At 68.6% G+C, this 20,802-nt stretch carries 15 protein-coding genes; 12 read left to right on the top strand and 3 right to left on the bottom strand.

Going from position 1 to position 20,802, the window contains the following annotated elements:
- Positions 1–67: 67 nt before the first annotated feature.
- Positions 68–1,162: a hypothetical protein gene (locus H6717_27365; protein ID MCB9580779.1), complete on the top strand. Its 1,095-nt coding sequence runs from the start codon at positions 68–70 to the stop codon at positions 1,160–1,162.
- On the opposite strand, the gene H6717_27370 is transcribed toward H6717_27365, so the two are convergent.
- Positions 1,163–2,740: a WD40 repeat domain-containing protein gene (locus H6717_27370; GenBank protein MCB9580780.1), complete on the bottom strand. Its 1,578-nt coding sequence runs from the start codon at positions 2,738–2,740 to the stop codon at positions 1,163–1,165.
- Between the two features lie 62 nt (positions 2,741–2,802).
- Between H6717_27370 and H6717_27375 the strand changes: the two genes are divergently transcribed.
- The 3 genes from H6717_27375 to H6717_27385 all read left to right on the top strand — a co-directional run bounded on the left by H6717_27375 (position 2,803) and on the right by H6717_27385 (position 8,258).
- Positions 2,803–3,306, top strand: coding sequence for a hypothetical protein (locus H6717_27375; GenBank protein MCB9580781.1), 504 nt, complete (start codon positions 2,803–2,805; stop codon positions 3,304–3,306).
- A gap of 60 nt (positions 3,307–3,366) precedes the next feature.
- On the top strand, positions 3,367–6,627 hold the full coding sequence (locus H6717_27380) for an error-prone DNA polymerase (protein MCB9580782.1): 3,261 nt from the start codon (positions 3,367–3,369) through the stop codon (positions 6,625–6,627).
- A 116-nt stretch (positions 6,628–6,743) separates the two neighbouring features.
- Complete coding sequence (locus H6717_27385; protein MCB9580783.1) at positions 6,744–8,258, top strand: lamin tail domain-containing protein; 1,515 nt, start codon at positions 6,744–6,746, stop codon at positions 8,256–8,258.
- Positions 8,259–8,395: 137 nt separating this feature from the next.
- Here the strand turns inward: H6717_27385 and H6717_27390 are convergent, their stop codons facing one another.
- Together H6717_27390 and smc are read right to left on the bottom strand one after the other, a co-directional pair.
- The gene (locus H6717_27390; protein MCB9580784.1) at positions 8,396–8,731 is read right to left on the bottom strand and encodes a hypothetical protein; all 336 of its coding nucleotides are present in this window, start codon (positions 8,729–8,731) and stop codon (positions 8,396–8,398) included.
- A 418-nt stretch (positions 8,732–9,149) separates the two neighbouring features.
- A complete protein-coding gene (gene smc, locus H6717_27395; GenBank protein ID MCB9580785.1) occupies positions 9,150–12,797 on the bottom strand; it encodes a chromosome segregation protein SMC in 3,648 nt (1,215 codons plus the stop codon).
- A 348-nt stretch (positions 12,798–13,145) separates the two neighbouring features.
- Here smc and H6717_27400 point away from each other — a divergent pair, with 348 nt between their 5' ends.
- The 8 genes from H6717_27400 to H6717_27435 are packed head-to-tail and all read left to right on the top strand — an operon-like array spanning position 13,146 to position 20,663.
- A complete protein-coding gene (locus H6717_27400) occupies positions 13,146–13,454 on the top strand; it encodes a zinc ribbon domain-containing protein (protein ID MCB9580786.1) in 309 nt (102 codons plus the stop codon).
- Between the two features lie 54 nt (positions 13,455–13,508).
- Positions 13,509–14,588 (top strand): ACT domain-containing protein, encoded by a 1,080-nt coding sequence (locus H6717_27405; protein MCB9580787.1) that lies wholly within the window; start codon positions 13,509–13,511, stop codon positions 14,586–14,588.
- Between the two features lie 39 nt (positions 14,589–14,627).
- Positions 14,628–15,707 carry a histidinol-phosphate transaminase gene (locus H6717_27410; protein MCB9580788.1) on the top strand — a complete coding sequence of 360 codons (1,080 nt, stop codon included), beginning with the start codon at positions 14,628–14,630 and terminating at the stop codon, positions 15,705–15,707.
- A complete protein-coding gene (locus H6717_27415) occupies positions 15,704–16,738 on the top strand; it encodes a hypothetical protein (protein MCB9580789.1) in 1,035 nt (344 codons plus the stop codon). The genes H6717_27410 and H6717_27415 overlap by 4 nt, the downstream gene beginning before the upstream one ends.
- A gap of 4 nt (positions 16,739–16,742) precedes the next feature.
- Positions 16,743–18,086, top strand: coding sequence for a 3-phosphoshikimate 1-carboxyvinyltransferase (gene aroA / locus H6717_27420; protein MCB9580790.1), 1,344 nt, complete (start codon positions 16,743–16,745; stop codon positions 18,084–18,086).
- Entirely contained in the window at positions 18,083–18,772 is a 690-nt protein-coding gene (locus H6717_27425) for a (d)CMP kinase (GenBank protein ID MCB9580791.1), read from the top strand. The genes aroA and H6717_27425 overlap by 4 nt, the downstream gene beginning before the upstream one ends.
- The gene (locus tag H6717_27430; protein MCB9580792.1) at positions 18,769–19,704 is read left to right on the top strand and encodes a hypothetical protein; all 936 of its coding nucleotides are present in this window, start codon (positions 18,769–18,771) and stop codon (positions 19,702–19,704) included. The genes H6717_27425 and H6717_27430 overlap by 4 nt, the downstream gene beginning before the upstream one ends.
- Complete coding sequence (locus H6717_27435; GenBank protein MCB9580793.1) at positions 19,701–20,663, top strand: hypothetical protein; 963 nt, start codon at positions 19,701–19,703, stop codon at positions 20,661–20,663. The genes H6717_27430 and H6717_27435 overlap by 4 nt, the downstream gene beginning before the upstream one ends.
- Positions 20,664–20,802: the final 139 nt, after the last annotated feature.

Below are 20,802 nucleotides of genomic sequence, written 5' to 3' on the forward strand. Positions count from 1 at the left end.
GGAGAGCCAAAAAAAGAAGGGATCCCAGGCAGGGAACATCCGTCCAACGGGGGTGACGAACTTTGGCATGAGCGTGGTAAAGGCCGGAATTTGCGGGGTTCTCGTGGTGTGCGGCGGTTGTGGCGGGGCGCCACCGAAGCCTGCGGCGCCTCCGGTAGCCACGGTGGCGCCGCCGCCTTCGGCCACCACCGCGCGCGAGGCGCCGCCGGAGCCGAAGCCCCCGGCGCCGGCGGGCACGGTGCTCGAGCGCATCGCCCAGGGAGTCGGGTCGCCCTGTCGCGAGAGCAAGCTGCCGGCGAAGTACCACGGTCCGCCCGTGCCGCTGGCGTCGAACCTGGGGCGCGGCCTCGCGCTCTCGTTGCCGCGGCGAACGGTGACGGTGGACACCCAGGGCCAGCGCACGGTGGTGGTGTACCGGTCCTACGCGCTGGACCCGAGCTCGGAGCTCGGGGACGCGGGTTATCGCCTGCAGCTCCGGGACGCCGGCGGCAAGGTCGAAGATCTGTCGCTGGGGTTTTCGGAGATGCGGCCCTACGTCATCGTCCACAACGACAAGCTACCGCTGCTCGACGGCGACGATCTCCAGCTCGCAGTGGACGCGCGGGAGCTCGACGACGCCAGCGTCACGTTTCCGCCCGTGGGGCTGCGCGCCAAACGCCAAGAGAAGGACCTGCTCCTGCGCTGCCCCCTGGCGGAGCTCCGCAAGGACACGGATGGAGACGGTCTCACCGACATCGAGGAAGCGCGACTGGTGACGGATCCGAGCTCGGTGGATACGGACGGGGACGGCCTGTCGGACAAGGACGACCCGGCGCCCCTGGGCGCGGACGCCCCGAGCACGCCGGAACAGGAGGTGCGCCAGGCGGCGTATCGACAGCTCGTTTCTCAGCGCGTGAAGGGGGAGCTCTTGATCGAGCAGACGAACGGTCCGCGCCTCGGGCTCTCGGGGGTGGACTTTCGCGTGCTGTCGCTGACGGCGGAGGAGCTCGAGGCGTACCAGAAGCGCTTCGGCTTCCGCGTGACCTTCAAGCTGGGCGTGAAGATGCAGGACGCGACTCACGCCAAGGTCAGCGTGAGCTTTGGTTGGACCGGCGGCGAGTGGAACGCGGAGAAGGAAGCCGACGGCTGGAAGTTCTCCGCTGGTTCCCTGTGGATCACGTGATTATCGGCGGCACAGCGGCGGCGTGCCAAACGCGCGCGCGCCATCTCGAACGCGCCACACCTGAAACGCGCCATCCGTGGTGAACACGAAGCGCGAGCTCGGATCGAACTCGTAGCCTCCCGCCGCCGCGTCGGCGAGCTCGCGGGAGCCGGCACCGCGGCGCGTGGCGCGCAGTACCAACGGCGGCTCGAGGCCGTCGAGCACCCACTCACCGTCGGGGCTCGATGCCATCGCCATGCCGTCGGAATCCTGGACCGGGAAGTAGTCGGGGTGCTGACCCAGGAGCTCGGCCAGCGGACGGCTGAGCTCTCCCAGAAAGGCGAGGCTTCCGTCCTTCGGACGCACCAGCGTTTGTCGCGCGCTGTGCATGTCGACACCGACGGGTGTTCCGATGCCGGTTGCGAGGTTCCAGAGCACCGGCTGTCCTGCGAGATCTGCCACCACCAGCTGAGTGTCGTCCTTGCTCCAGGGGCCAGGGGTGCGCATGCCCTCGTCTTCGAAGGGGCCACTCGGAGGGACGTTGGGGGGAAGCAGCGTGATCAACTTGGCGTGCTCGAGATCCACGACGCACGCGCTGAAGGTCCAGCCGCCGAGCACCACGCGCTGCTCGGCGTGATCGAAACTCGCGTTGCCCACCGAGCCCGGGCACAGCGGATCGTAGAACAGCTTCCCCGAACCTCGCTCCAGGTCGAAGAGCGCAACGGCGCCGGACGGGCGCGGGATGGCGATGAAGCGACCGCTCGGGGAGAATCCGTAGCGATTCAGGGTTGCCGTGGAGCTCATGGCAATGCTCTCGGCGCGCACGCTCCCGGAAGCTGTGTCGACCACGGTCACCGCGCCAGCGCTCCACTCCACGAGCAGACGCTCGGAGCTGGGCGCCGCGCTCATGTCTTGAACCGATCGCGTGTTGGTCTCGAGGGTGTCGGTGTCCCAGCGCGGCGCTTCGTTGGGTACGGCGCCGATGGGATTGCCGGGCCCCACGGGTTTGGACGGCGGCAAGACGCGGGGCTTGAACTTGGGGCGGGGGAGCGGCGTGAAGCTCTCGGGCTGCTTCACGCGCGCCAGCGTTCGAAGGGACGGCAGCTCGATGAGCTCCACTTGGTCCTCGTTCGCGTCGGCGTCGGGATCACTGTGCACCGTAGCCAACGCGAGCCAGCGGCCGTTGGGGGCGAAGGTCGCGTGGGCATAGGTCGGGACCGGCTCCCTTACCGAGCGCTCGAGCAGGACCTTGCCGGCTCGCGTGTCGACCAAGCGAGCGGTGTTCGACGACGTGGCGAGCAGATACTCGCCGTTCAGCGAGAGCTGCAGTTGCTCGACGGGGCCGGCAACGGGAGTGACGCTTCGTTCCTTCCAAGACTTCGACTCGAGCACGACGACGTCGCTCTCGCGGGCTACGGCGACAACGTCGCCATCGCCGGAAAACGTGCGCATCCGGGGCTCGGTGCTCCAGCATGGCGGCGGTGGCTCTGGGGGCGTGGGCTTGCTCTCCGCCACGGACACAACGGCGGGCGGCTTGGGCGGTGGGGGCTGAACACAGGCCCAGAGCAAGAGCGAGAGCACGACGGGCACGCGCCGCATGGTCGCGAGTCTACACGGATTCGTGGTGGATCCTACGCGTCGTGTGCCCGTACCCTGGGAGCATGGAGGGCGAGGAGCTTTGGAAAGAGGCGCAGCGGAGCGCACGTGACAAGAACAAGCGGAAGGAGAACGTCGCCGCGGTCGTCGGCGGGGTGATCTTGGTCGTGGCCGCGCTGGCCGGCTGCTACATGACCACCATTCACCCGAGCCGATCGGAAGCCGGCAAGCTCTCCACGCGCTTCGTGGTCGCCGTCGGCGCGAGGGACGCGACAGCCGCCTCGGCATTGCTGTCGAAGAGCCGGCGCGACGCCCTCGCTGCCGGGGGCGTGCTCGCGGAGGTTCCCGCCCGGATGACGAACGCCAGCGGCTTCGACATCAACGGCACGGAGAGCGTCACGCAAGGGGGAACGGAGATCACCTGCATCGAGGGCCTGCTCGAGTACTCGAAGGGTGCGAAGCCCAAGGAACGCACCATCTCCTTCAAGCTGGTGGACGAAGGCGGCCTCAAGATCGACGGCTGGTCCACGGGTTGGTGCCGCCACGGCGGCTATTGGTATCGTCAGTAACGCACTGAAAATGCGTCGAGGGATAGCGAGCGCTTGATCTCTTGACTGTTCGGGTGTTCAGTGGTCGCTTCCGTGTTCGCCGAGCTCTGCGCCCGCTCCAATTTCTCGTTCCTTCGGGGTGCGTCCCATCCGGAGGAGCTGGTGGTGCGCGCTCAGGAGCTCGGCCACTCGGCGATCGCGATCTGCGATCGCATGGGGCTCTATGGCTCCGCGCGAGCGCACGCCGAGGCCAAGGAGTGCGGGCAGCGGGTGATCGTCGGTGCCGAGCTGGTGCTCGAGCCGCGGGAGGCCGTGGCGCCGCGCCGCGTTTCCAAGAGTCTGGCCAGTGAGGTGCGCCTCGCGCAGCTCGCCGAGGCGCCCACGGTGTTGCTGCTGGTGCGCGACAGCACGGGTTACGAGAACTTGTGCGCGCTGCTCACCCGCGCCCACGCGGAGCGGCCCAAGGGTGAGGGCGCGCTCGATCTCGCGTGGCTCGCGGAGCAGAACGCGGGGCTCACCGTCGTGGTGCCCGCGCCGCGGGATCCTGCCGGCCCGGGCGCGCCGTCCGAGGCGGAGCTCGGGACCCTCCGGGACGCGCTCTCGGATCGCGTCGTGCTCGCGGCGTACCGACATCTAGATGCCCAGGATGCGGCACGGCTTTCGACAGTGGAGCGTTGGTCCGAGCGATACGGCCTCGACGTGGTGGCCAGCGGGCGGCCGCTCTTTCATCAGAAGTCGCGAAAGCCGGTGGCGGACGTGGTGCACTGCATTCGCGAGGGCATCACGCTCGATCGCGCGGGAACAGCGCTCCGGGCCAATGCCGAGGCGTTCCTGCGCTCGGAGCTCGAGATGCAGAAGCTGTTTCGCGAGCACCTGCCCTGGGTGGAGCGCGCCGGCGAGGTGGCCGAAGAGCTCACGTTCTCGCTGGATCAGCTGCGGTATCAGTTTCCTTGTGCTCTCGAGCCGGGAGAGACCGCGGACGAGAAGCTCCGGCGCCTGAGCCAGGAGGGCGCGCGGCGGCGTTATCCGGGCGGCGTGCCCAGCGGAGTGGCGGCGCAGATCGAAAAGGAGCTCGCGCTCATCGCAAAGCTCGGCGTCGCGCCCTACTTCCTGTCCACCTGGGAGATCGTGGAGATCGCGCGGGCCCGACGCATTCTGTGTCAGGGGCGCGGCAGCGCTGCGAACAGCGCCGTGTGCTTCGTGCTGGGCATCACGGCGGTGGATCCCGCGCGCTCCAGCCTGCTCTTCGAGCGCTTCATGAGCGCGGAGCGCAGCGAGCCACCGGACATCGACATCGATTTCGAGCACGAGCGGCGAGAGGAAGTGATTCAGGAGCTCTACGCCCGCCACGGTCGGGATCGCGCGGCGATGGTCAGCGAGGTGATCTGCTATCGTGGCAAGAGCGCCCTTCGAGAAGTCGGCAAGGTGTTCGGCCTGTCCTTGGAGCAGATCGATCGACTGAGTGGCACCATCACGCACTGGGACACGGCGGAGCTCGCGGATCAGCGCCTGGCGGAGATGGGCTTCGACGTGGGGGACGACCGCATTCGGAAGGTGGTGATGCTGGCGCGGGCCATTCAGGGTTTTCCGCGGCACCTGTCCATTCACGTCGGGGGCTTCGTGCTCAGCGCGCGGCCGCTGTCGGAAGTGGCGCCGGTGGAGCCCGCCCGCATGCCGGATCGCACGGTGGTGCCCTGGGACAAGGACGACCTGGAAAACCTCGGCTTCTTCAAGGTGGACGTGCTCGGCCTGGGGATGCTCACCGCCATTAGAAAGTGCCTGAAGAGCATTCATGAAGATGGGGGTTTGTCCGGCGCGGAAGAGCACTTCGATCCGCTGGAAGTCATCACTCGCATCCCGGCGGAGGATCCGGCCGTGTACGATCTTGCGTGTCGCGCCGATACCGTCGGCGTGTTCCAGATCGAGAGTCGGGCGCAGATGGCGATGCTGCCGCGGCTTCGCCCGCGGGTCTTCTACGACTTGGTGGTGGAGGTGGCGCTGGTGCGTCCGGGGCCCATTCAGGGCGGCATGGTGCATCCGTACCTTCGGCGGCGGAAGGGTGAAGAGAAGATCGATACGCCGCATCCGGATCTGTGGCCCATCTTGGAGCGCACCCTCGGCGTGCCGCTGTTCCAGGAGCAGGTGATGCAGATCTCCATCGTGGGCGCGGGTTACACGGGAGGGCAGGCGGATCAGCTCCGGCGGGACATGGCCGCGTGGAAGAAGAGCGGCAAGCTCCTGCGCCACAAGGATCGCCTGCTTTCAGGCTTCGCGAACAAGGGCATCCCCCGGCAGTTCGGCGAAGCGCTGTTCGAGCAGATCAAGGGCTTCGGCGATTACGGCTTCCCGGAGAGCCACGCCGCCAGCTTCGCGCTCTTGGTGTACGCGTCGTGCTGGCAGAAAGCGCACTACCCGGCGCACTTCGCCTGTGCCGTCGTGAACTCGCAGCCCATGGGCTTTTATTCGCCCAGCACCATCTTTCAAGATGCCCAGCGCCACGGCGTGGAGGTGCGGGACGTGAGCGTCAGCGCGAGCGACTGGGACTGCACTTTGGAGCCGGGGGGCGAGGGCATCGAGAGCACGGCGCCGGGTGCGCGGCGCTCCATTCGCCTCGGCTTTCGGCTGGTGAAGGGCTTTCGTCAGGCGAGCGCCGAGCGGCTGATGGCGGCCCGCGCGGAGCAGCCGTTCACGGACTTGGGAGACTTGGTGCGGCGGGTGGGCTTGCGCCCGGACGAGGTGGAGCTGCTGGCCGAGGCGGGCGCTCTGGAGCCATTGGTCCGCGGTCGGCGAGCGGCGGTGTGGAAAGCTCGGGCGCCGCGCACCGGCGGCTTGTTCGAGACGTTGGAGGTGCGCGAGCCGACGGTAAACCTCCCGCCGCTGCGGCCCGCGGAGCAGCTGCTCTTCGACTACGGCCGCAAGGGGCTCAGCGTGGACGACCACCCGATGCGGCACCTGAGAGGGCGCTTGGCGAAGCGCGGCGTGGCCACGACGGCGTCCCTCGTCGGCGTGCCCCAGGGGCGCGTGGTGGAAGTGGCGGGGCTCGTCATCTGCCGGCAGCAGCCCGGGACGGCCAGTGGCGTGGTGTTCATCACCTTGGAGGACGAGACGGGCTTCGCGAACTTGGTGCTGTGGAATCGCGTGTACGAACGTCTGCGACTGGTGGCGCGGCACTCCACGCTGCTCTTGGCCAAGGGGCGCGTGGAGCGGGAGCCGAACGTGCCGCCGGGGCCGCGGCCGGAAGGCTCGGAGCAAACGCCGGTGATCCACGTGATCGTCGACGATCTCGAGCGACTGGACGTCCCGGGGCGCGACGTCGCCAGTCGATCACGGGATTTTCACTGACCTGCGTCAACTATCGTCGCAGGTCTCGCCGAACGTGATTGACGCGCCGCTGACGCGGGGTAATGTGTGTCGCGTCGGGTGATGTGGCGATTGCCACAGGGGAGAAAAGGAACGACATGACGAACGCACGTTGGACTCGTGTATGGGGACCCACCTTCATGGCGGCTCTCGCTGCGGGCTGCGCCGGCAGCGCGGAAGAGCCGGTGGCCCATCAGAAACAGGCCCTGAGCAGTGGGCTCGTAATCGCAGAGGTCTACGGCGGCGGCAGCAATAGCGGGGCCACCTACGATCACGACTTCATTGTGTTGTTCAACCGCGGAAACACCGCCCAGTCCCTGAACGGCCTGTCGCTGCAGTACGCGAGCAACACCGGCAACTTCGGCAGCAACGATTTCGCGCTGCCGGACGTGAGCGTGCCCGCCGGAAGCTACTTCCTGGTGCAGCTGTCCGGCGGGAGCACGGGGAGCCCGCTGCCCACCCCGGACGCTACGGGTGGCATCAACATGTCCGGCAGCAACGGCAAGGTGGCCCTCGTGCCCACGGCCAGCGTTCTCAGCGGCTGCGGCAGCAGCTCATCGCTCTGCGATCTCTCGAACGTGATCGACTTCGTCGGCTACGGCAACGCGACCCAAGCGGAGACGGCCGCAACCGGCGCACTGTCGGCGACGACGTCGGCTCAGCGCAAGGATGGCGGCTGCGTCGAGACGGACGACAACTCCGCGGACTTCGTCGTCGCGTTGCCAGCTCCGAAGAACAGCGCGTCGGCTACCAAGAGCTGTGCGGCCATCACGCCGGACAGCGGGGCAGACTCGGGAGACGCAGCCGTCTCTCTCGATGGCGGGGCTACGGACGGCGGCGGCTTCGACGCTGGCGGCTTCGACGCTGGCGGCTTCGACGCTGGCGGCTTCGACGCTGGCGGCTTCGACGCTGGCGGCTTCGACGCTGGCGGCTTCGACGCTGGCGGCTTCGACGCTGGCGGCTTCGACGCTGGCGGCTTCGACGCTGGCGGCTTCGACGCTGGCGGCTTCGACGCTGGCGGCTTCGACGCTGGCGGCTTCGACGCGGGCGGCTTCGACGCTGGTTCGGCCGGCGCGAGCAGCAGGGGGGCTGCGGGTGCGGCCGGCGCCGCGGGCAGCGGTGGCGTCGCGGGAGCCGCGGGCAGCGGTGGCGTCGCGGGAGCCGCGGGCAGCGGTGGCGTCGCGGGAGCCGCGGGCAGCGGTGGCGTCGCGGGAGCCGCGGGCAGCGGTGGCGTCGCGGGAGCCGCGGGCAGCGGTGGCGTCGCGGGAGCCGGCGGCACGGGCGCGACCGGCGGCACGGGCGCAACTGGCGGCACGGGCGCAACTGGCGGCACGGGCGCAACTGGCGGCACAGGCGCGACCGGCGGCACAGGCGCGACCGGCGGCACGGGCGCAACTGGCGGCACGGGCGCAACTGGCGGCACGGGCGCAACTGGCGGCACGGGCGGCATCATCACCGATGGCGGCACTGCCGACGGTGGCGTCAAGTCGCTCACCGTGGACGACGATGGCGGCTGCGGCTGCCGCACGGCCCCTGCGCGAAGCCCGAGCTACGGAGCCCTCGCGTTGGCCGGCCTCGCGCTGGTGCTCGGTCGACGCCGTCGCCGACGCTAGCGGCGGCGCGGCCATGCGAAGAAGAGTCGCAGGCACGCTGCCCATCGTTCGCCTGAGTCGCGAGACGCCTCGCGTCACGGCTCGATGAAAACGCGCGGGCTGACCTTGGCGTCATCCCGCTACGTCCTTCTCGTCTTTCATGACGGCCAGGGCAGTTTCGAGTGCAGGAAGCGCCATGCGTCCTTCTCGCGATTTGTGGCGCGCTTGCTTACGACGATGCGTTCGGGCGGAAGCACCTTCAGGAGTACGCCGTCGACGTCAACTTCGGCGGCGGCTCCCAGTTCGGCGCTGAAGTCCCGCAGGCCGTGACAGTGGGTGACGACGTCGAATCTGTCCTCCAGCTCGTCGCCGCCAATGCTTGGAGGCATCATTCCGAAGTTGCCGGAGATCGAGATGCCTCCCGCCGAACGCACGGCCTGTCCGATGCGCGGGTCGTCCGTGCGTTCGAACCAAAGATGGATGTCTTCGGTCATCCCTCAGGCGCCTTGCACCAGCGCCGCGCTCATCTCGACGACCAGATACGCGCACACCGAGTCGATTGAGCTCTTCCAGCAGCTTGCGTTCAGCGGCGGTGAGCGCCAGCTCGGCCATGGACGAGACCTCTGCGCAGCCGCTCTGCGGGAGTGCGCTTCAGATTCATCAGTGTGTGAAACACGTCGCTGACGTCGAGCTCTGCGGGCCGCGCGGCGATCGCGTGTGCGCGTCGCGCGTTCTTCGGGGCTCAGTTGCTCCGGCTCGAAGGCGGGTCACGTCATGAGGATACCCCAGCGAGACAGCCGGCCCACCGCGGTTGCGGCGGACCTCGAATCGAGCGGCGCGATATCGCTCAGCTCCGGCACGAAGCCCGAGCTGCGGAGCCATCGCTCCGTTTTTTGGCGCGTGCTTGCCGGCTCACGCCACCTGCGTCGCGTCTTCGCTGGCCGGCGGCGGCGTGCTGCCGATGGCGTTGTGGGCGCGGGCGTCGCTGCGCTGCACGGCGTCCTCGTTCACCTTGACGCTCACCAGGCGGGAGACACCCGGCTCGCCCATCGTCACGCCGTAGAGCACGTCCACCGACTGCATCGTCTTGCGGATGTGCGTGATGAGGATGAACTGCGAGTTCTCCGTCATGCTGCGGATGGCCTCGTTGTAACGAGCCACATTGGCCTCATCCAACGGCGCGTCGACCTCGTCCAGCACGCAGAAGGGGGAGGGCTTGTACTGGAAGATGGCGAAGATCAGCGACACCGCCGTGAGCGCCTTTTCGCCGCCGCTCATGAGCTCGATGTTGCCGAGCTTCTTGCCGGGGGGCTGCGCGATGATGTCCACGCCCGCGGACAGCAGATCCTCGTGCTCCGTGAGCTGCAGCTCCGCGCGGCCACCGCGGAAGTTCCGGGTGAAGGACTTCTTGAACAGCTCGTTGATGGCGTCGAAGGTTTCCTTGAAGCGACGCCGCGACTCGCGGTTCATGTGCTTGATGGCGCGGTCCAGGTCTTCCAGCGCCCGCTCGATGTCGATCTTCTGCGCGGCGAGGGCTTGGAAGCGCTGCTCCGCATCGGCGTATTCCGCCTGGGCGTCGAGATTCACGGGACCCATGCGGTCGATGAGCTGGATCAGCTCGTCGATGCGGCGGCGCTGCTCGTCGTCCGGCATGGGTCGGGCGTGGTAGTCGCCCACCACGCGGCGTAGATCCAAGCCGCGGAAACGATCCCGCACGTTGGCCAAGAGGTGCTCGCGCTCGAGCTCGATGCGCTGCAGAGCCATCTCGGCCTTGCGCATGGCTTCGTCGTGGGCCGACAGCTCGTCCCGGAGCGACTTGAGCTCGGCTTCGCGGGTGCCAAGGGCGAAGCGCACCTGCTCCAGCAGTCCGCGAGCTTCGTCCAGCTCCACGTGGGCCGTCCGCGCACGCTCGCTGGCATCCTTGCGTGCTTCCACTGCCAGCATGATGCGCGCGGCGGTTTCGCCGGCTCCACTGGCGGCCTCCGTCATCTCTTGATCCAGGCGCTCGGCGCGCTGGTTCAGATCCCGAATGGAGGTTTCCACGCGCTCCAAGGCGCCGCGGGCGGCGTCCATCTGCTCGCGCACCTGGGCCAGCCGCACCTTGCGCTCGGTGACCAACGCCGCCTGTCCCGCCACGCGGTCGTTCCAGCTCATGGCCAGCGCTTCCGCCTTGGTGAGGGCGTGGCGCGCGTGCTCGAGCTGGCTCTCCAGCTCATCTCGCTGGTTCTGGCACTCGGCTTCCGCGCTGGTGGCGCCCTCGATGGTGCGCACGACCTCGGCGATCTCGGAATCCAACTGTGCGATGCGGTTTCGCGTGCGACCGATCTCGTCCTGCGTGGAAGATAGGTCCTTTTCCGCGTTCATGTGGGCGAGGGCACCCTCGTGGGCACCTTCACGCGCGCGATCGAGCGACGTGCCGAGCTCCGTGATGCGCGCGCGCAGGGCGTTGTGGTCCGTGACCAGACGGCCGCAGCTCTCTTCCAGCTGGGCCACGTCCTCGGCCAGGGTGCGCATCTCGCGCTTCTGCTCGACCATGGCCGACGCCACGTCGTCCCCGCTACCGCCGCTCATGACGCCGTCCGGACGCACCACCGTGCCGTCCAGCGACACCACCGTCGTGCCCGGGTGGCGCGCGGCCACCGCCAGGGCGTCTTCCGGCGATTGGGCGAGGAGTGCGTCGCCCACCAAGGCGCGCACCAAGAGCTCGTCCTCCGGCGCGTAGAACAGCCGGTCCGACAGCACGCCGAGCACGGCCGCGTCGCGCGCCGCCACTCCGTGCACCGAGCCCGCGACATAGGGCGGGCGTTGGGCCACGACGCTGGCGCGCCCGCGCTCGCTCTTGCGCAGCTCGTTCAAGAGCTCCACGCCGCGGTCGAGATCCTTGACCACCACCGTCTGCAGCCGATCCCCGAGCAGCCCGGCGAAGGCCGCGGTGAGCTCCTCTGGCGCCTCGATGCGATCGGCGATCATGCCCACCACGGAGGCGTCGTTCTTGCCGAGCAGGGCGCGGACGCCGGCACCCACGCCCTCCAGGCGGCGGTGCAGCTCTTCCAGGGCACGCAGCCGGTTCTTCTTCAGTCCGAGCTCGTTCTTGGCGGCGTCCACCGCGCGCTCGCTGTCGAGCTGACGCGCACCCAGGCCCGTCATCTCGCGCTCCAGCTCTTCGCGCTCTTGCGCCGTGAGGCGCTTGCCTTCTGCGAGCTCCGCGACGCTGCGCTCGAGGGCGTGCTTGCGCGCTTCCAGGTTCTCGATCTCGCCGGACATCTGATCGCGCTCGGTGCTGAGGCGATCCCGCCGCGTGAAAGCTTCTGCCAGGCGTTGCACCTGGGCGTCGAGCCGCGCGCTGACGGCCGCGACCTGGGCGCCGGTCTCCGCCACCAGCTGGCGCAGGCGCTGCACTTCGTCCAGGGCGCGCGCTTCTTCCGCGCGCAGATCGGCTAGCGAAGCGTCTTCTTGAGCAGCGTCCGCCTCGCGCGCGTTCTCGTCCGCCGACAGCGACTCGATGCGAGACTCGAGCTCGCTCTTCTCGCCGGCATGCTCCGCGAGGCGACGTTGGATCTCGTCGAGCTCGGAGCGCGCTGCGGTGAGGCGTTCTTCCAGGTGGTGCAGGCGATCCCGGGAGCGCTCGATCTCCGCGCTGAGACCGCTGACCTCGTTGTCGGCTTCGAACGCCGCCTTGGCGGTTTCGTCGGCGCGCGTTTCGATGCTGGTGGCCTCGCTGCGGGCCGCTTCCAGCTGGGTTTCTCCCTCGGAAAGCCGCGCCCGCGAGGCCTCCACGCCCTCCTTGGAAGCGCTGAAGGCATCGTGCTCCACGCGCTCCACGACGGTGAGCTCGAGGTACTTGTGGGAGGCGTCGTGCAGGAACAGATCTTCGAGCTCGGCGCGATAGGCGATGTAGCGCTCGGCCTTGGCCACCTGGCGCTTGAGCGAGGCGCGCGTGCGATCGATCTCGCTGACGATGTCGGTGATGCGCAGCAGGTTCTGCCGCGTCAGCTCCATCTTGCGCTCGGCTTGCTTCTTGCGCTGCTTGTACTTGGTGACGCCGGCGGCCTCTTCGATGAACAGGCGGCGGTCTTCCGGACGGGAGCTGACGATCTGTCCGATTCGGCCCTGCTCCACGATCGAGTACGCCTTGGTGCCGACGCCGGTGCCGAGGAACAGCTCCGTCACGTCGCGCAGACGCATCTGCGTCTTGTTGATCAGGTACTCACTGGTGCCATCGCGAAACAGTCGGCGCGTGACGCTGATCTCTGGATAGTCGCGATACTCCGGAGGCAACAGCTCCGCGTACGTCGGGTCGGAGTTGTCGAAGGTGAGGGTCACCTCCGCCAGGCCTGCGGGGCCGCGGCTCTCGGAGCCGTTGAAGATCACGTCCTCCATGGACTTGCCGCGGAGGTGCTTCGCGCTCTGCTCACCCATGCACCAACGGATGGCGTCCACGATGTTGGACTTGCCGCAGCCGTTGGGTCCCACGATGCCGATGACGTCGTGGTCGAAGTGGATCGCGGTACGGTCGACGAAGGACTTGAATCCCGCGATCTCCAGCTTCTTGATGTGCATCGAAAACGTCCCTTTTGGCCCGCCCCCAGCCTATAGCAGCTGGTGGACTCGGCGCTCTCACGATGACCCCGGAGGGGCACTGTTGTTTTCGGTCTTGGCCCTCGTCGGGCGCCAGACATCTAGCGTCACCGCACGTGATGTATGGTCACGCGAGGCACTGCACACTTCTACAGTGCGCGTGCGAGCGAGACAAGCACGAAAAGAAGGAGCGAGTAAGCCGTGAATATGGCTTGTGGTTTTGTCTTGCCGCCGCGAGCCCCGGCCCGCTCCGGGCATCGCGACGAACCAACATCCCTCGGCAGCAGTTGACAGAGCCTGAAGCCGAGCGCAATTAGCAAAGCACAGAAAATGACCTACGAGTACGTGTGCACGGCCTGCCAGCATCAATGGGAAGCGGAACAGTCGATCAGCGCCGACCCGCTCACCGAATGTCCCCAATGCAAGCAGAGCACCGCGAAGCGTCAGATTTCCGGTGGCCAGGGCTTCATTCTCAAGGGTGGCGGCTGGTACGCCGACGGCTACGGGTCCAAGAAGTCGGGGTCTGGAGAGACGAAGTCCACGACCGCCACTGCTCCCGCGAAGACGGAAAAGACCGAGCCCGCCAAGCCCGACAAGCCGAAGACCGAGGCCAAGAAGGACGGCACCCAAGCCGCCTGAAGACTTCGACCGCGTCGGCCCCGCCGGTGGGCGAAGACCTGCTAAAATGTGTAGGTGAAGATGGCCGACAAGAAACGACAGCTCGAGGAGCTTCGGAAGAAGCTGAGCGAAATCGACCGCGCGCTCTTGGAGCGCTTGGAGGAGCGGGCACGCGCATCGCGTGACATCCGCGCGCTCTTGGAAGGAGAAGCACCGGCGCTCGACCGCAGCGAGGCGGAAGGCCTGGATGCGCTCGCCACGGCGAGCGGAGGGGTGCTGCCGGAAGAGAGCCTGCGAGCGATCTTCAGCGAGATCTTCGCGGTGGGGCGCGCGCTGGAGCAACCCGTACGGGTCGCGTACCTCGGTCCCGAGGGTGGCTTCTGCCACGCCGTGGCGCAGGCGCAGTTCGGCGTGGGCACCAGCTTCCTCGAGTGCGCCACGGTGGTCGAGGCGCTGGACGAAGTGGAGCGCGGCCGCGCGGTCTACGCCGTGTTCCCCTTCGAGTCGTCGGTGGAGGGGCTCGTGCAGCCGTCCATCAACGCGCTGGAGCAGACGGACTTGGTGCTGGTCGCGGAGCGAGCCATGCCGGCGACCTACAGCTTGATGAGCCGCACGGAGAACATCGCGGACATCGACAAGATCTTCGCGACGGCGGCGGCGCACGCCGCGTGCGAACGCTTCTTGGAGCGCGAGCTCGCGAAGGTGAGCGTCATCGACGTGCGCTCTCCCGTGGTGGCGGCGGAGATGTGCGCGGACGACCACGGCGGCGCGGCCCTGGTTCCGGAGCCCGCAGGGCGGGCCCAGGGGCTCGGAGTGGTGCGCGCGAACATCGGGGACACGGCGGACATGCGTTTCCGCTACGGCGTGGCCGGCGCGCGCCCGGCGAGTCGCTCGGGAAACGACACCACCTGCTTGCTGTTCAGCGTGGACGACGCGCCGGGCGCTCTGTACGACGTGCTCCGGCACTTCGCAGAACGCGGCATCAACTTGAAGAAGCTGCAATCGCGCCCCGTCAGCGGGCAGGGTTGGGACTACGTGTTCTTCGCGGAGGTCACCGGTCACGTGACGGATCGCGCGGTGGTCACGGCGCTGGAAGCGATCAAGCGCAGCACCAAGTACTTGCGCGTGCTGGGCTCCTTCGCCACGGCGGAGTAGCTGGAAACCGCCGCCGAAGGCGGCTACGCTCGCGGCGCAATGAGGCCGCTCGTCACACCGTCCATCGAGTCGCTGGTGCCTTACGAAGCGGGCAAGCCCGTGGAGGAGGTGGCGCGCGAGCTCGGTGTCGAGAACGCCGTCAAGCTCGCCTCCAACGAGAACCCCTTGGGGCCGAGCCCGCGCGCCGTGGAGGCCGTGCGCCGCGCGGTGACGGAGGCGCATCGCTATCCGGACGCCGCCGCGTATCGCCTGCGAGAGCGCATCGCCCAAGAGCACGACGTGAGCATGGCGGAGGTGATCCAGGGCAATGGATCCAATGAGCTCATCGAGCTTCTGATCCGCACCTTCTCCACTGCGGCGGATCACGTGGTGTTCGCCGAGAACTCCTTCGTGGTGTACCGGCTGGCGACTCTCGCTCACGGCGTGCCGTTCACGGCGGTGCCGCTCCGGGATTGGACCCACGACCTCACGGCGATGGCGGCCGCGGTGACGCCAAAGACACGGCTGATGTTCATCGCCAACCCGAACAATCCCACCGGCACCTACGTGGATCGGAAGAGTCTCGAGCGTCTGCTCCAAGACGTGCCCCAGGAAGTGATCGTGGTGATGGACGAGGCGTACCTGCAGTACGTCTCCGCCGAGGACTACCCCGATAGCCTGGAGCTCCGCGGCCTGCGGGAGCGGTTGGTCAGCCTGCGCACGTTCTCCAAGATCTACGGGCTGGCGGCGCTTCGTGTCGGCTACGCCATCGGCCCCACGGATCTGGTGGACTACATGAACCGGGTGCGGGCGCCCTTCAACGTGAACGCCCTGGGGCAAGCGGCGGCATTGGCGGCCTTGGACGACCGAGAGCACGTGGAAAGGAGCCGCGCCCAGAACGCGACGGAGCGCGCGCGTCTCCAGGAGGAGCTCGCGAAGCTGGACGTGGGCGTGGTGCCGAGCCAGGCGAACTTCGTGTTCGTGGACGCGCGCCGGCCCGGTCGAGAGCTGTACCAAGAGCTCCTGAAGAAGGGCGTGATCGTCCGCCCCTTGGGTCAGACCAGCTTCCTGCGCATCACGGTAGGGACGGCGGACGAAAACACTCGCGCGCTGGCGGCGCTGAAAGAGGTGCTCGCGTGAAGCCATTGCACGCGCTGGTGATGCTGGGGTTGGCGCTCGCGGTGGCGGGCTGCCCCAAGAAGGACGACGTGATCGTCGAGGCCGCGGAGGGCAAGGCGCTCTCGGAGCAGCAGATCGACGCAGACCCGCTGGCGCTCTTGCCCGGCGGTGCCATCGGCATGCTCTCCGCGGACGCCAAGGCGCTGTTCGCGTCGCAGTTCGGCCAGAAGCTCGCGGCCATCGCCCAGGCGCCAATGCCCGCGAGCGCGGGTTTCGACGCCACCCGGGACCTCACGCACCTGTACGCGGGCTTCTACTCCATGCAGGGCGCCGATTTCACGGTGGTGGCCACCGGAAGCTTCGACAAGGCCCGCATCGAGCAAGCCGCGGACGGCGTGACGCAGACGCCGCTGGGCGCGCCGTTGGTGAAGAGCAGCTACGCCAAGCACACGCTGTACACCTCCCGCAACGTGGGCTTTACCGTGCTCACGGCGCGCACCGCGCTGGTCGGCAACGAAACCGGCATTCGTCGAGCGCTGGATCGCATTCAAGAAGGCCGAGTGAAGCGTGCGGTGCCGGACTGGTTCTCGGAGATCATGGACACGCCGAACGCACCCATGGTGATGGGCTTCGATCTCCGGGCGCATCCGCTGACGGACGCGACACGTCAGCAGTTCCCGTTCTTGCAAGGCCTGGAGACGGCCCGGATGGTCGGCAATTTCGAGGCGCCGGGGCTGAACCTGGCCGGCACCCTCACGTACTCCGACGAAGCCAGTGCCACCCAGGGCGCGCAGAACCTCCGAGACTTCGCCAGCGGCGTGCAGTCTCTGGGTTGGCTGGCCTCGCTGTTCAACATTCCGCAGCCGATCAAGAAGCTGGAAGCGGAGGCCAAGGGCACGGACACGCAGTTCGTGGCCGGCCTCGATGGTGAGGGCGTCGCGCAGCTCTTGGACCAGGCGCTCCGCATCGTGGGCGTGCCGGTGCAGCCCAAGGTGATCCCCGCCACCGTGTCTCCCGGGGTGACCGGCGAGGCGGGCGTGCCGCAGAAGTAGCCTCATGGCCCGCTTGAGAGTCCGCCCTGCGGCGCGGCCGCTCTCCGGGAGCGTGCCGGTGCCCAGTGACAAGAGCATCGGCCATCGTGCGCTGATCTTCGCCGCGCTTTCCGCCGGCGATTCGCTCATCCGCGGCTTCTCCTACGGCGAGGACAACGTGGCGACGCTGTCGGCGTTTCGCGCCATGGGTGTGGCCGCGCGGGACGACGGCCAGGGAGTGCTGCACGTCCGCGGCGTGGGTCTCGCGGGGCTTCGTGCGCCCGCGGAGTCCCTCGACTGCGGCAACAGCGGCACCACCATGCGGCTGATGAGCGGGGTGCTCGCGGCGCAGCCGTTCGCGAGCCGGCTGCATGGCGACGCGTCCTTGTCGCGGCGTCCGATGGGGCGGGTCGTCCATCCGCTTCGGCAGCGGGGGGCCGTCATTTGGGGCGTGCCCAAGGGGGACGACGTGACGGCCCCCCTCGAGCTCGGACCCTTGCCGGAGGGCACGCGCCTTGCGCCCCTCGAGTACACGCTGCCGGTTCCGAGCGCCCAAGTGAAGAGCGCCCTGTTGCTCTCGGGCCTGTTCGCGTCGGGGCCCACGGTGGTGGTCGAGCCGCTCGTCACGCGAGATCACACCGAGCGCATGATGAACGCCCTGGGCATGCCGATCCAGACGCTGGGCCCGATGGTGAGCTTGCACCCGCCAGCGGATCCCATGGCCATCCGTCCCTTCGAGCTCGAGCTGCCGGGAGATCTGTCCGCAGCGGCGTTCCCGCTGGTGGCCGCTGCGGTGGTGGACGGTAGCTTGGTGACGACGCGGCGCACGGGCCTCAACCCGACGCGGGCTGGCATTCTGGACGTGCTCCGGGGCTTCGGCGTCGAGTTCGGAGCGGTGCCCCAGGGGGACGCCCTGGGAGAGCCCTTTGGCGAGGTGAGCGTGCGGGCGTCGGCGCTCTCTGCTGCCCACGTGGGCGGGGAGCTCGCCGCGCGATCGATCGACGAGATCCCCATCGCCGCCGTGCTCGCGGCCCGGGCCCGTGGCGTGAGCCAGTTCTCCGACGTGCGCGAGCTGCGAGTGAAGGAGAGCGACCGCATCGCCGCCATCGTGCGACTGCTGGGCGCCTTCGGCGTGGCAGCGGAGGAGCGGGAGGACGGCTTCGCGGTGGAAGGACGGCCGCAAGGACCGCTCTCGGCGGCGGAGGTGAGCAGCGGTGGGGACCATCGCATCGCGATGGCTGCGGCCGTGCTCGCGCTGGTGGCCGATGGCGAGAGCCGCATCGACGACGTGGACTGCATCGCGACCAGCTTCCCGCGCTTCGCCGGAACGCTGCGCGCGTTGGGGGCGGAAGTGGAGGTCGAGACATGAGCCGCAAGCGACCCGTGGTGGCCATCGACGGACCGGCCGGTGCCGGCAAGACGACCGTGACCCGGCGCGTGGCCGAGGCGCTGGGCTACACGCTGGTGGACACCGGCGCGCTGTATCGCACCGTAGCGCTGGCGGCGGAGCGAAAAGGCCTTTCTTGGAGCGACGAGTCGGCGGTGGCCACGCTCGCGGAAGGTCTGGCGGAGCAGGGCGCGGTGCGCTTCGAAGGCCAGCGCATTACCCTCTTCGGCGAGGACGTGAGCCAGCTGATCCGCACTCAGGAGATCGCCGAGGGGGCCAGCCAGGTGAGCGCGATTCCCGGGGTACGGGCGGCGCTTTTGGACATGCAGCGCGCGGCCGGGGCCGAGGGCGGCGTGGTGCTCGAGGGCCGAGACATCGGCACCGTCGTGTTCCCCGACGCGGAGGCGAAGTTCTTCCTGACCGCCAGCGTGGACGTGCGCGCCGAGCGTCGCTTCCAGGAGCTGCGCTCCCGTGGTGCGCCGGCAGAGCTGGATCGCGTCCGAGACGAAGTGGTGCAGCGGGACCATCGCGACACCATGCGCCCCGTCGCCCCGCTGACGCAGGCGGAGGACGCGACGCTGGTCGACAGCTCCGGCATGAGCATCGACGAAGTGGTCGCGCACATCGTGAACCACACGCGGGACGTGGCGCGAAAGCTGGGTTCGTGATCCGAGCACTGCTGGCGGCGCTCTTGGCCGTCGTGATGACCGGCTGCGGTCCCGAGCGGATCCCACCGCCCTCCACGCCGGCGCCGGCGCTGGCGACCCCGGGCGCCGCCATCCCAGCGGATCTGGACGTGGCGGTGCGTCTGGATCTGGAACGGATTCGGAGCGCACTCGGACAAGCGGCGCTGGCGCGCTTGCGCGAGCAAGCGGCGGCCAGCGCCGGGCGGGAGCCCGAGCTCTCGCGCATGATGGCGGATCTGCTGCTCGCGTCGAAGACGATATGGGTCGCCCTGCGGCCGAACGCGAATCCGGCCCACATCGACAACGTGGTGATCCTATCGGGGCACTTCGCCGACGTGGATCCCAGGACCTATGCGCTGACGCCCCGCTTCGGGCCGGCCATCGACCTCGGCGGCGGGTGGCGCATGTACGAGCGCCAAGGCGTCAAGGAGCGCGTGGAACCGGCGCGGCTGTACGCTCGCGGGGACGAGCTGGTCGTGCTCGCCAGCACGGCGGAGATCGACAGCATGGAGCGCCAGCTCGAGCAGCGTGCCGGGGACGAGCACGTGGAGCCGGCGGACAAGGGAGTGGTGAGCTTCGCTGCCCGAGCGCCGGCCTTGGCGCGCTGGGTCGAGGACCGCAGCGTGACGGTGGCGCGGATGCTGGACAAGGGCCGCTCCGTGAGCGGCTTCGCCAGTCTGGAAGCGGCGGGCCTCGAGGCCGAGGTGGAGCTCGGCTTCGAGCAAGAGGAGCACGCCCAGGCGGTGGGGGAGGCCCTCGGCGAGCTCGCCCGCAGCATCCGAGGGCTGGGCAGCGTCGCGGAGAGCATTTCCAAGGGTCTCAGCGTGGAAGTGGTAGGGCGTTCCGTCGTGCTACGGCTGCGTCTTTCATCCGAGGTGCTGGCGTCCGCCATCGCCGCCGAGGAGCCCAAGTGACTCGCAAGGCCTACTCGTTTCGTGTCGTCGGCAGCGTCTTCTTCGCCCTGATCGCCCTGGGCATCGCCACTGGTGCTGCGATCTACTTCCACTACCTGCGCTACGTGCCCGTCGCCGCGGCGCACGTACCCCTGGATAGCGACGCCGTGGTGCGGGTCGAGGTGGAGAAGGTCGTGCTCTTCGATCCCGTGCGCAAGTACGTGTTCCCGATCGTGGACTGCGCAGGCTCACCCAAGATGAAGCCGACCCGCCACGAGCGCATCCAGGGTCGCTCACGCGTGGAGCTGGCCGTCGACCTTCGAGAAATCGTGTACGCCCAGGCCGGGAGCTCGAGCCAGTGGGTGCTGCTGTTGGGCGGGATGTTCCCCAAGTCCGGTGTGGTCGAGGGCATGGCCAAGGTGCTGCGCGAAGAAGGGCGCAAGGGCAGCGTGGAGGACGGCGTCTGGGTGGACGCGAAGGGCTGGGCCCTGGGTCAAGCCCAAGATGGCGTCGTCGTCCTCGCCAGCAACGCGGAGCGGGCGCGGGCCGCCCTCCCGGTGGGAAGCGCCGCGACCTCCTTGGGGTTGCCCAAAGAAGGCGCCGTGGCCTTCGCCCTCGCACGCCCGGCCCTGGATCGACTCACGGGGGCGGCCGGGATCCCCCCGCTGCGAGGCGTCACGTCGGTCCACGGTCACCTCGGGCTGTCCGGGGATGTCACCGGTCATGCCGTGGCCGGGGTGAGCCCGGGCGCGGATGCCGCGCAGGAAAAGCCCCAGGTGGAGGCATCGCTCCGGGCGCTGGCGGCGCGCCCGGCGGAGGCGGACGTCGCGGGGGAGGGGGCCGTGGCCGCCCAGGCGAAGGTGAGGGTGGCTTCCGAGGGTCTGGTCGTGGACTTCCCATGGCAGCTGTTGGACAGCGACCGCGGGGGTGGCAAGCTGGAAGCGCTGCTGTCCCAGCGCTTGTGCGGCGAGCCCCCCTAGGAACTTGGGGTTTGACTCACTAGGCCTCGTGCGCTACCTCACGCGCCCCCGGGCGTGGTGCGTGGCTCACATGCAAGCTCATCGCGGCCCTGCGGCTCACCCCGCACTCGACGCTACGCCAGGGCACGGAGGCATTGTT

Source organism: Polyangiaceae bacterium (genome assembly GCA_020633235.1).
In the GTDB taxonomy this organism is placed as follows: Bacteria; Myxococcota_A; Polyangia; order Polyangiales; family Polyangiaceae; genus JACKEA01.

Coding starts and splice junctions, on each gene's coding strand:
- H6717_27365 (MCB9580779.1), top strand. CDS start 68: ATGAGCGTGGTAAAGGCCGGAATTTGCGGGGTTCTCGTGGTGTGCGGC.
- H6717_27370 (MCB9580780.1), bottom strand. CDS start 2,740: ATGCGGCGCGTGCCCGTCGTGCTCTCGCTCTTGCTCTGGGCCTGTGTT.
- H6717_27375 (MCB9580781.1), top strand. CDS start 2,803: ATGGAGGGCGAGGAGCTTTGGAAAGAGGCGCAGCGGAGCGCACGTGAC.
- H6717_27385 (MCB9580783.1), top strand. CDS start 6,744: ATGACGAACGCACGTTGGACTCGTGTATGGGGACCCACCTTCATGGCG.
- H6717_27390 (MCB9580784.1), bottom strand. CDS start 8,731: ATGACCGAAGACATCCATCTTTGGTTCGAACGCACGGACGACCCGCGC.
- smc (MCB9580785.1), bottom strand. CDS start 12,797: ATGCACATCAAGAAGCTGGAGATCGCGGGATTCAAGTCCTTCGTCGAC.
- H6717_27400 (MCB9580786.1), top strand. CDS start 13,146: ATGACCTACGAGTACGTGTGCACGGCCTGCCAGCATCAATGGGAAGCG.
- H6717_27410 (MCB9580788.1), top strand. CDS start 14,628: ATGAGGCCGCTCGTCACACCGTCCATCGAGTCGCTGGTGCCTTACGAA.
- aroA (MCB9580790.1), top strand. CDS start 16,743: ATGGCCCGCTTGAGAGTCCGCCCTGCGGCGCGGCCGCTCTCCGGGAGC.
- H6717_27425 (MCB9580791.1), top strand. CDS start 18,083: ATGAGCCGCAAGCGACCCGTGGTGGCCATCGACGGACCGGCCGGTGCC.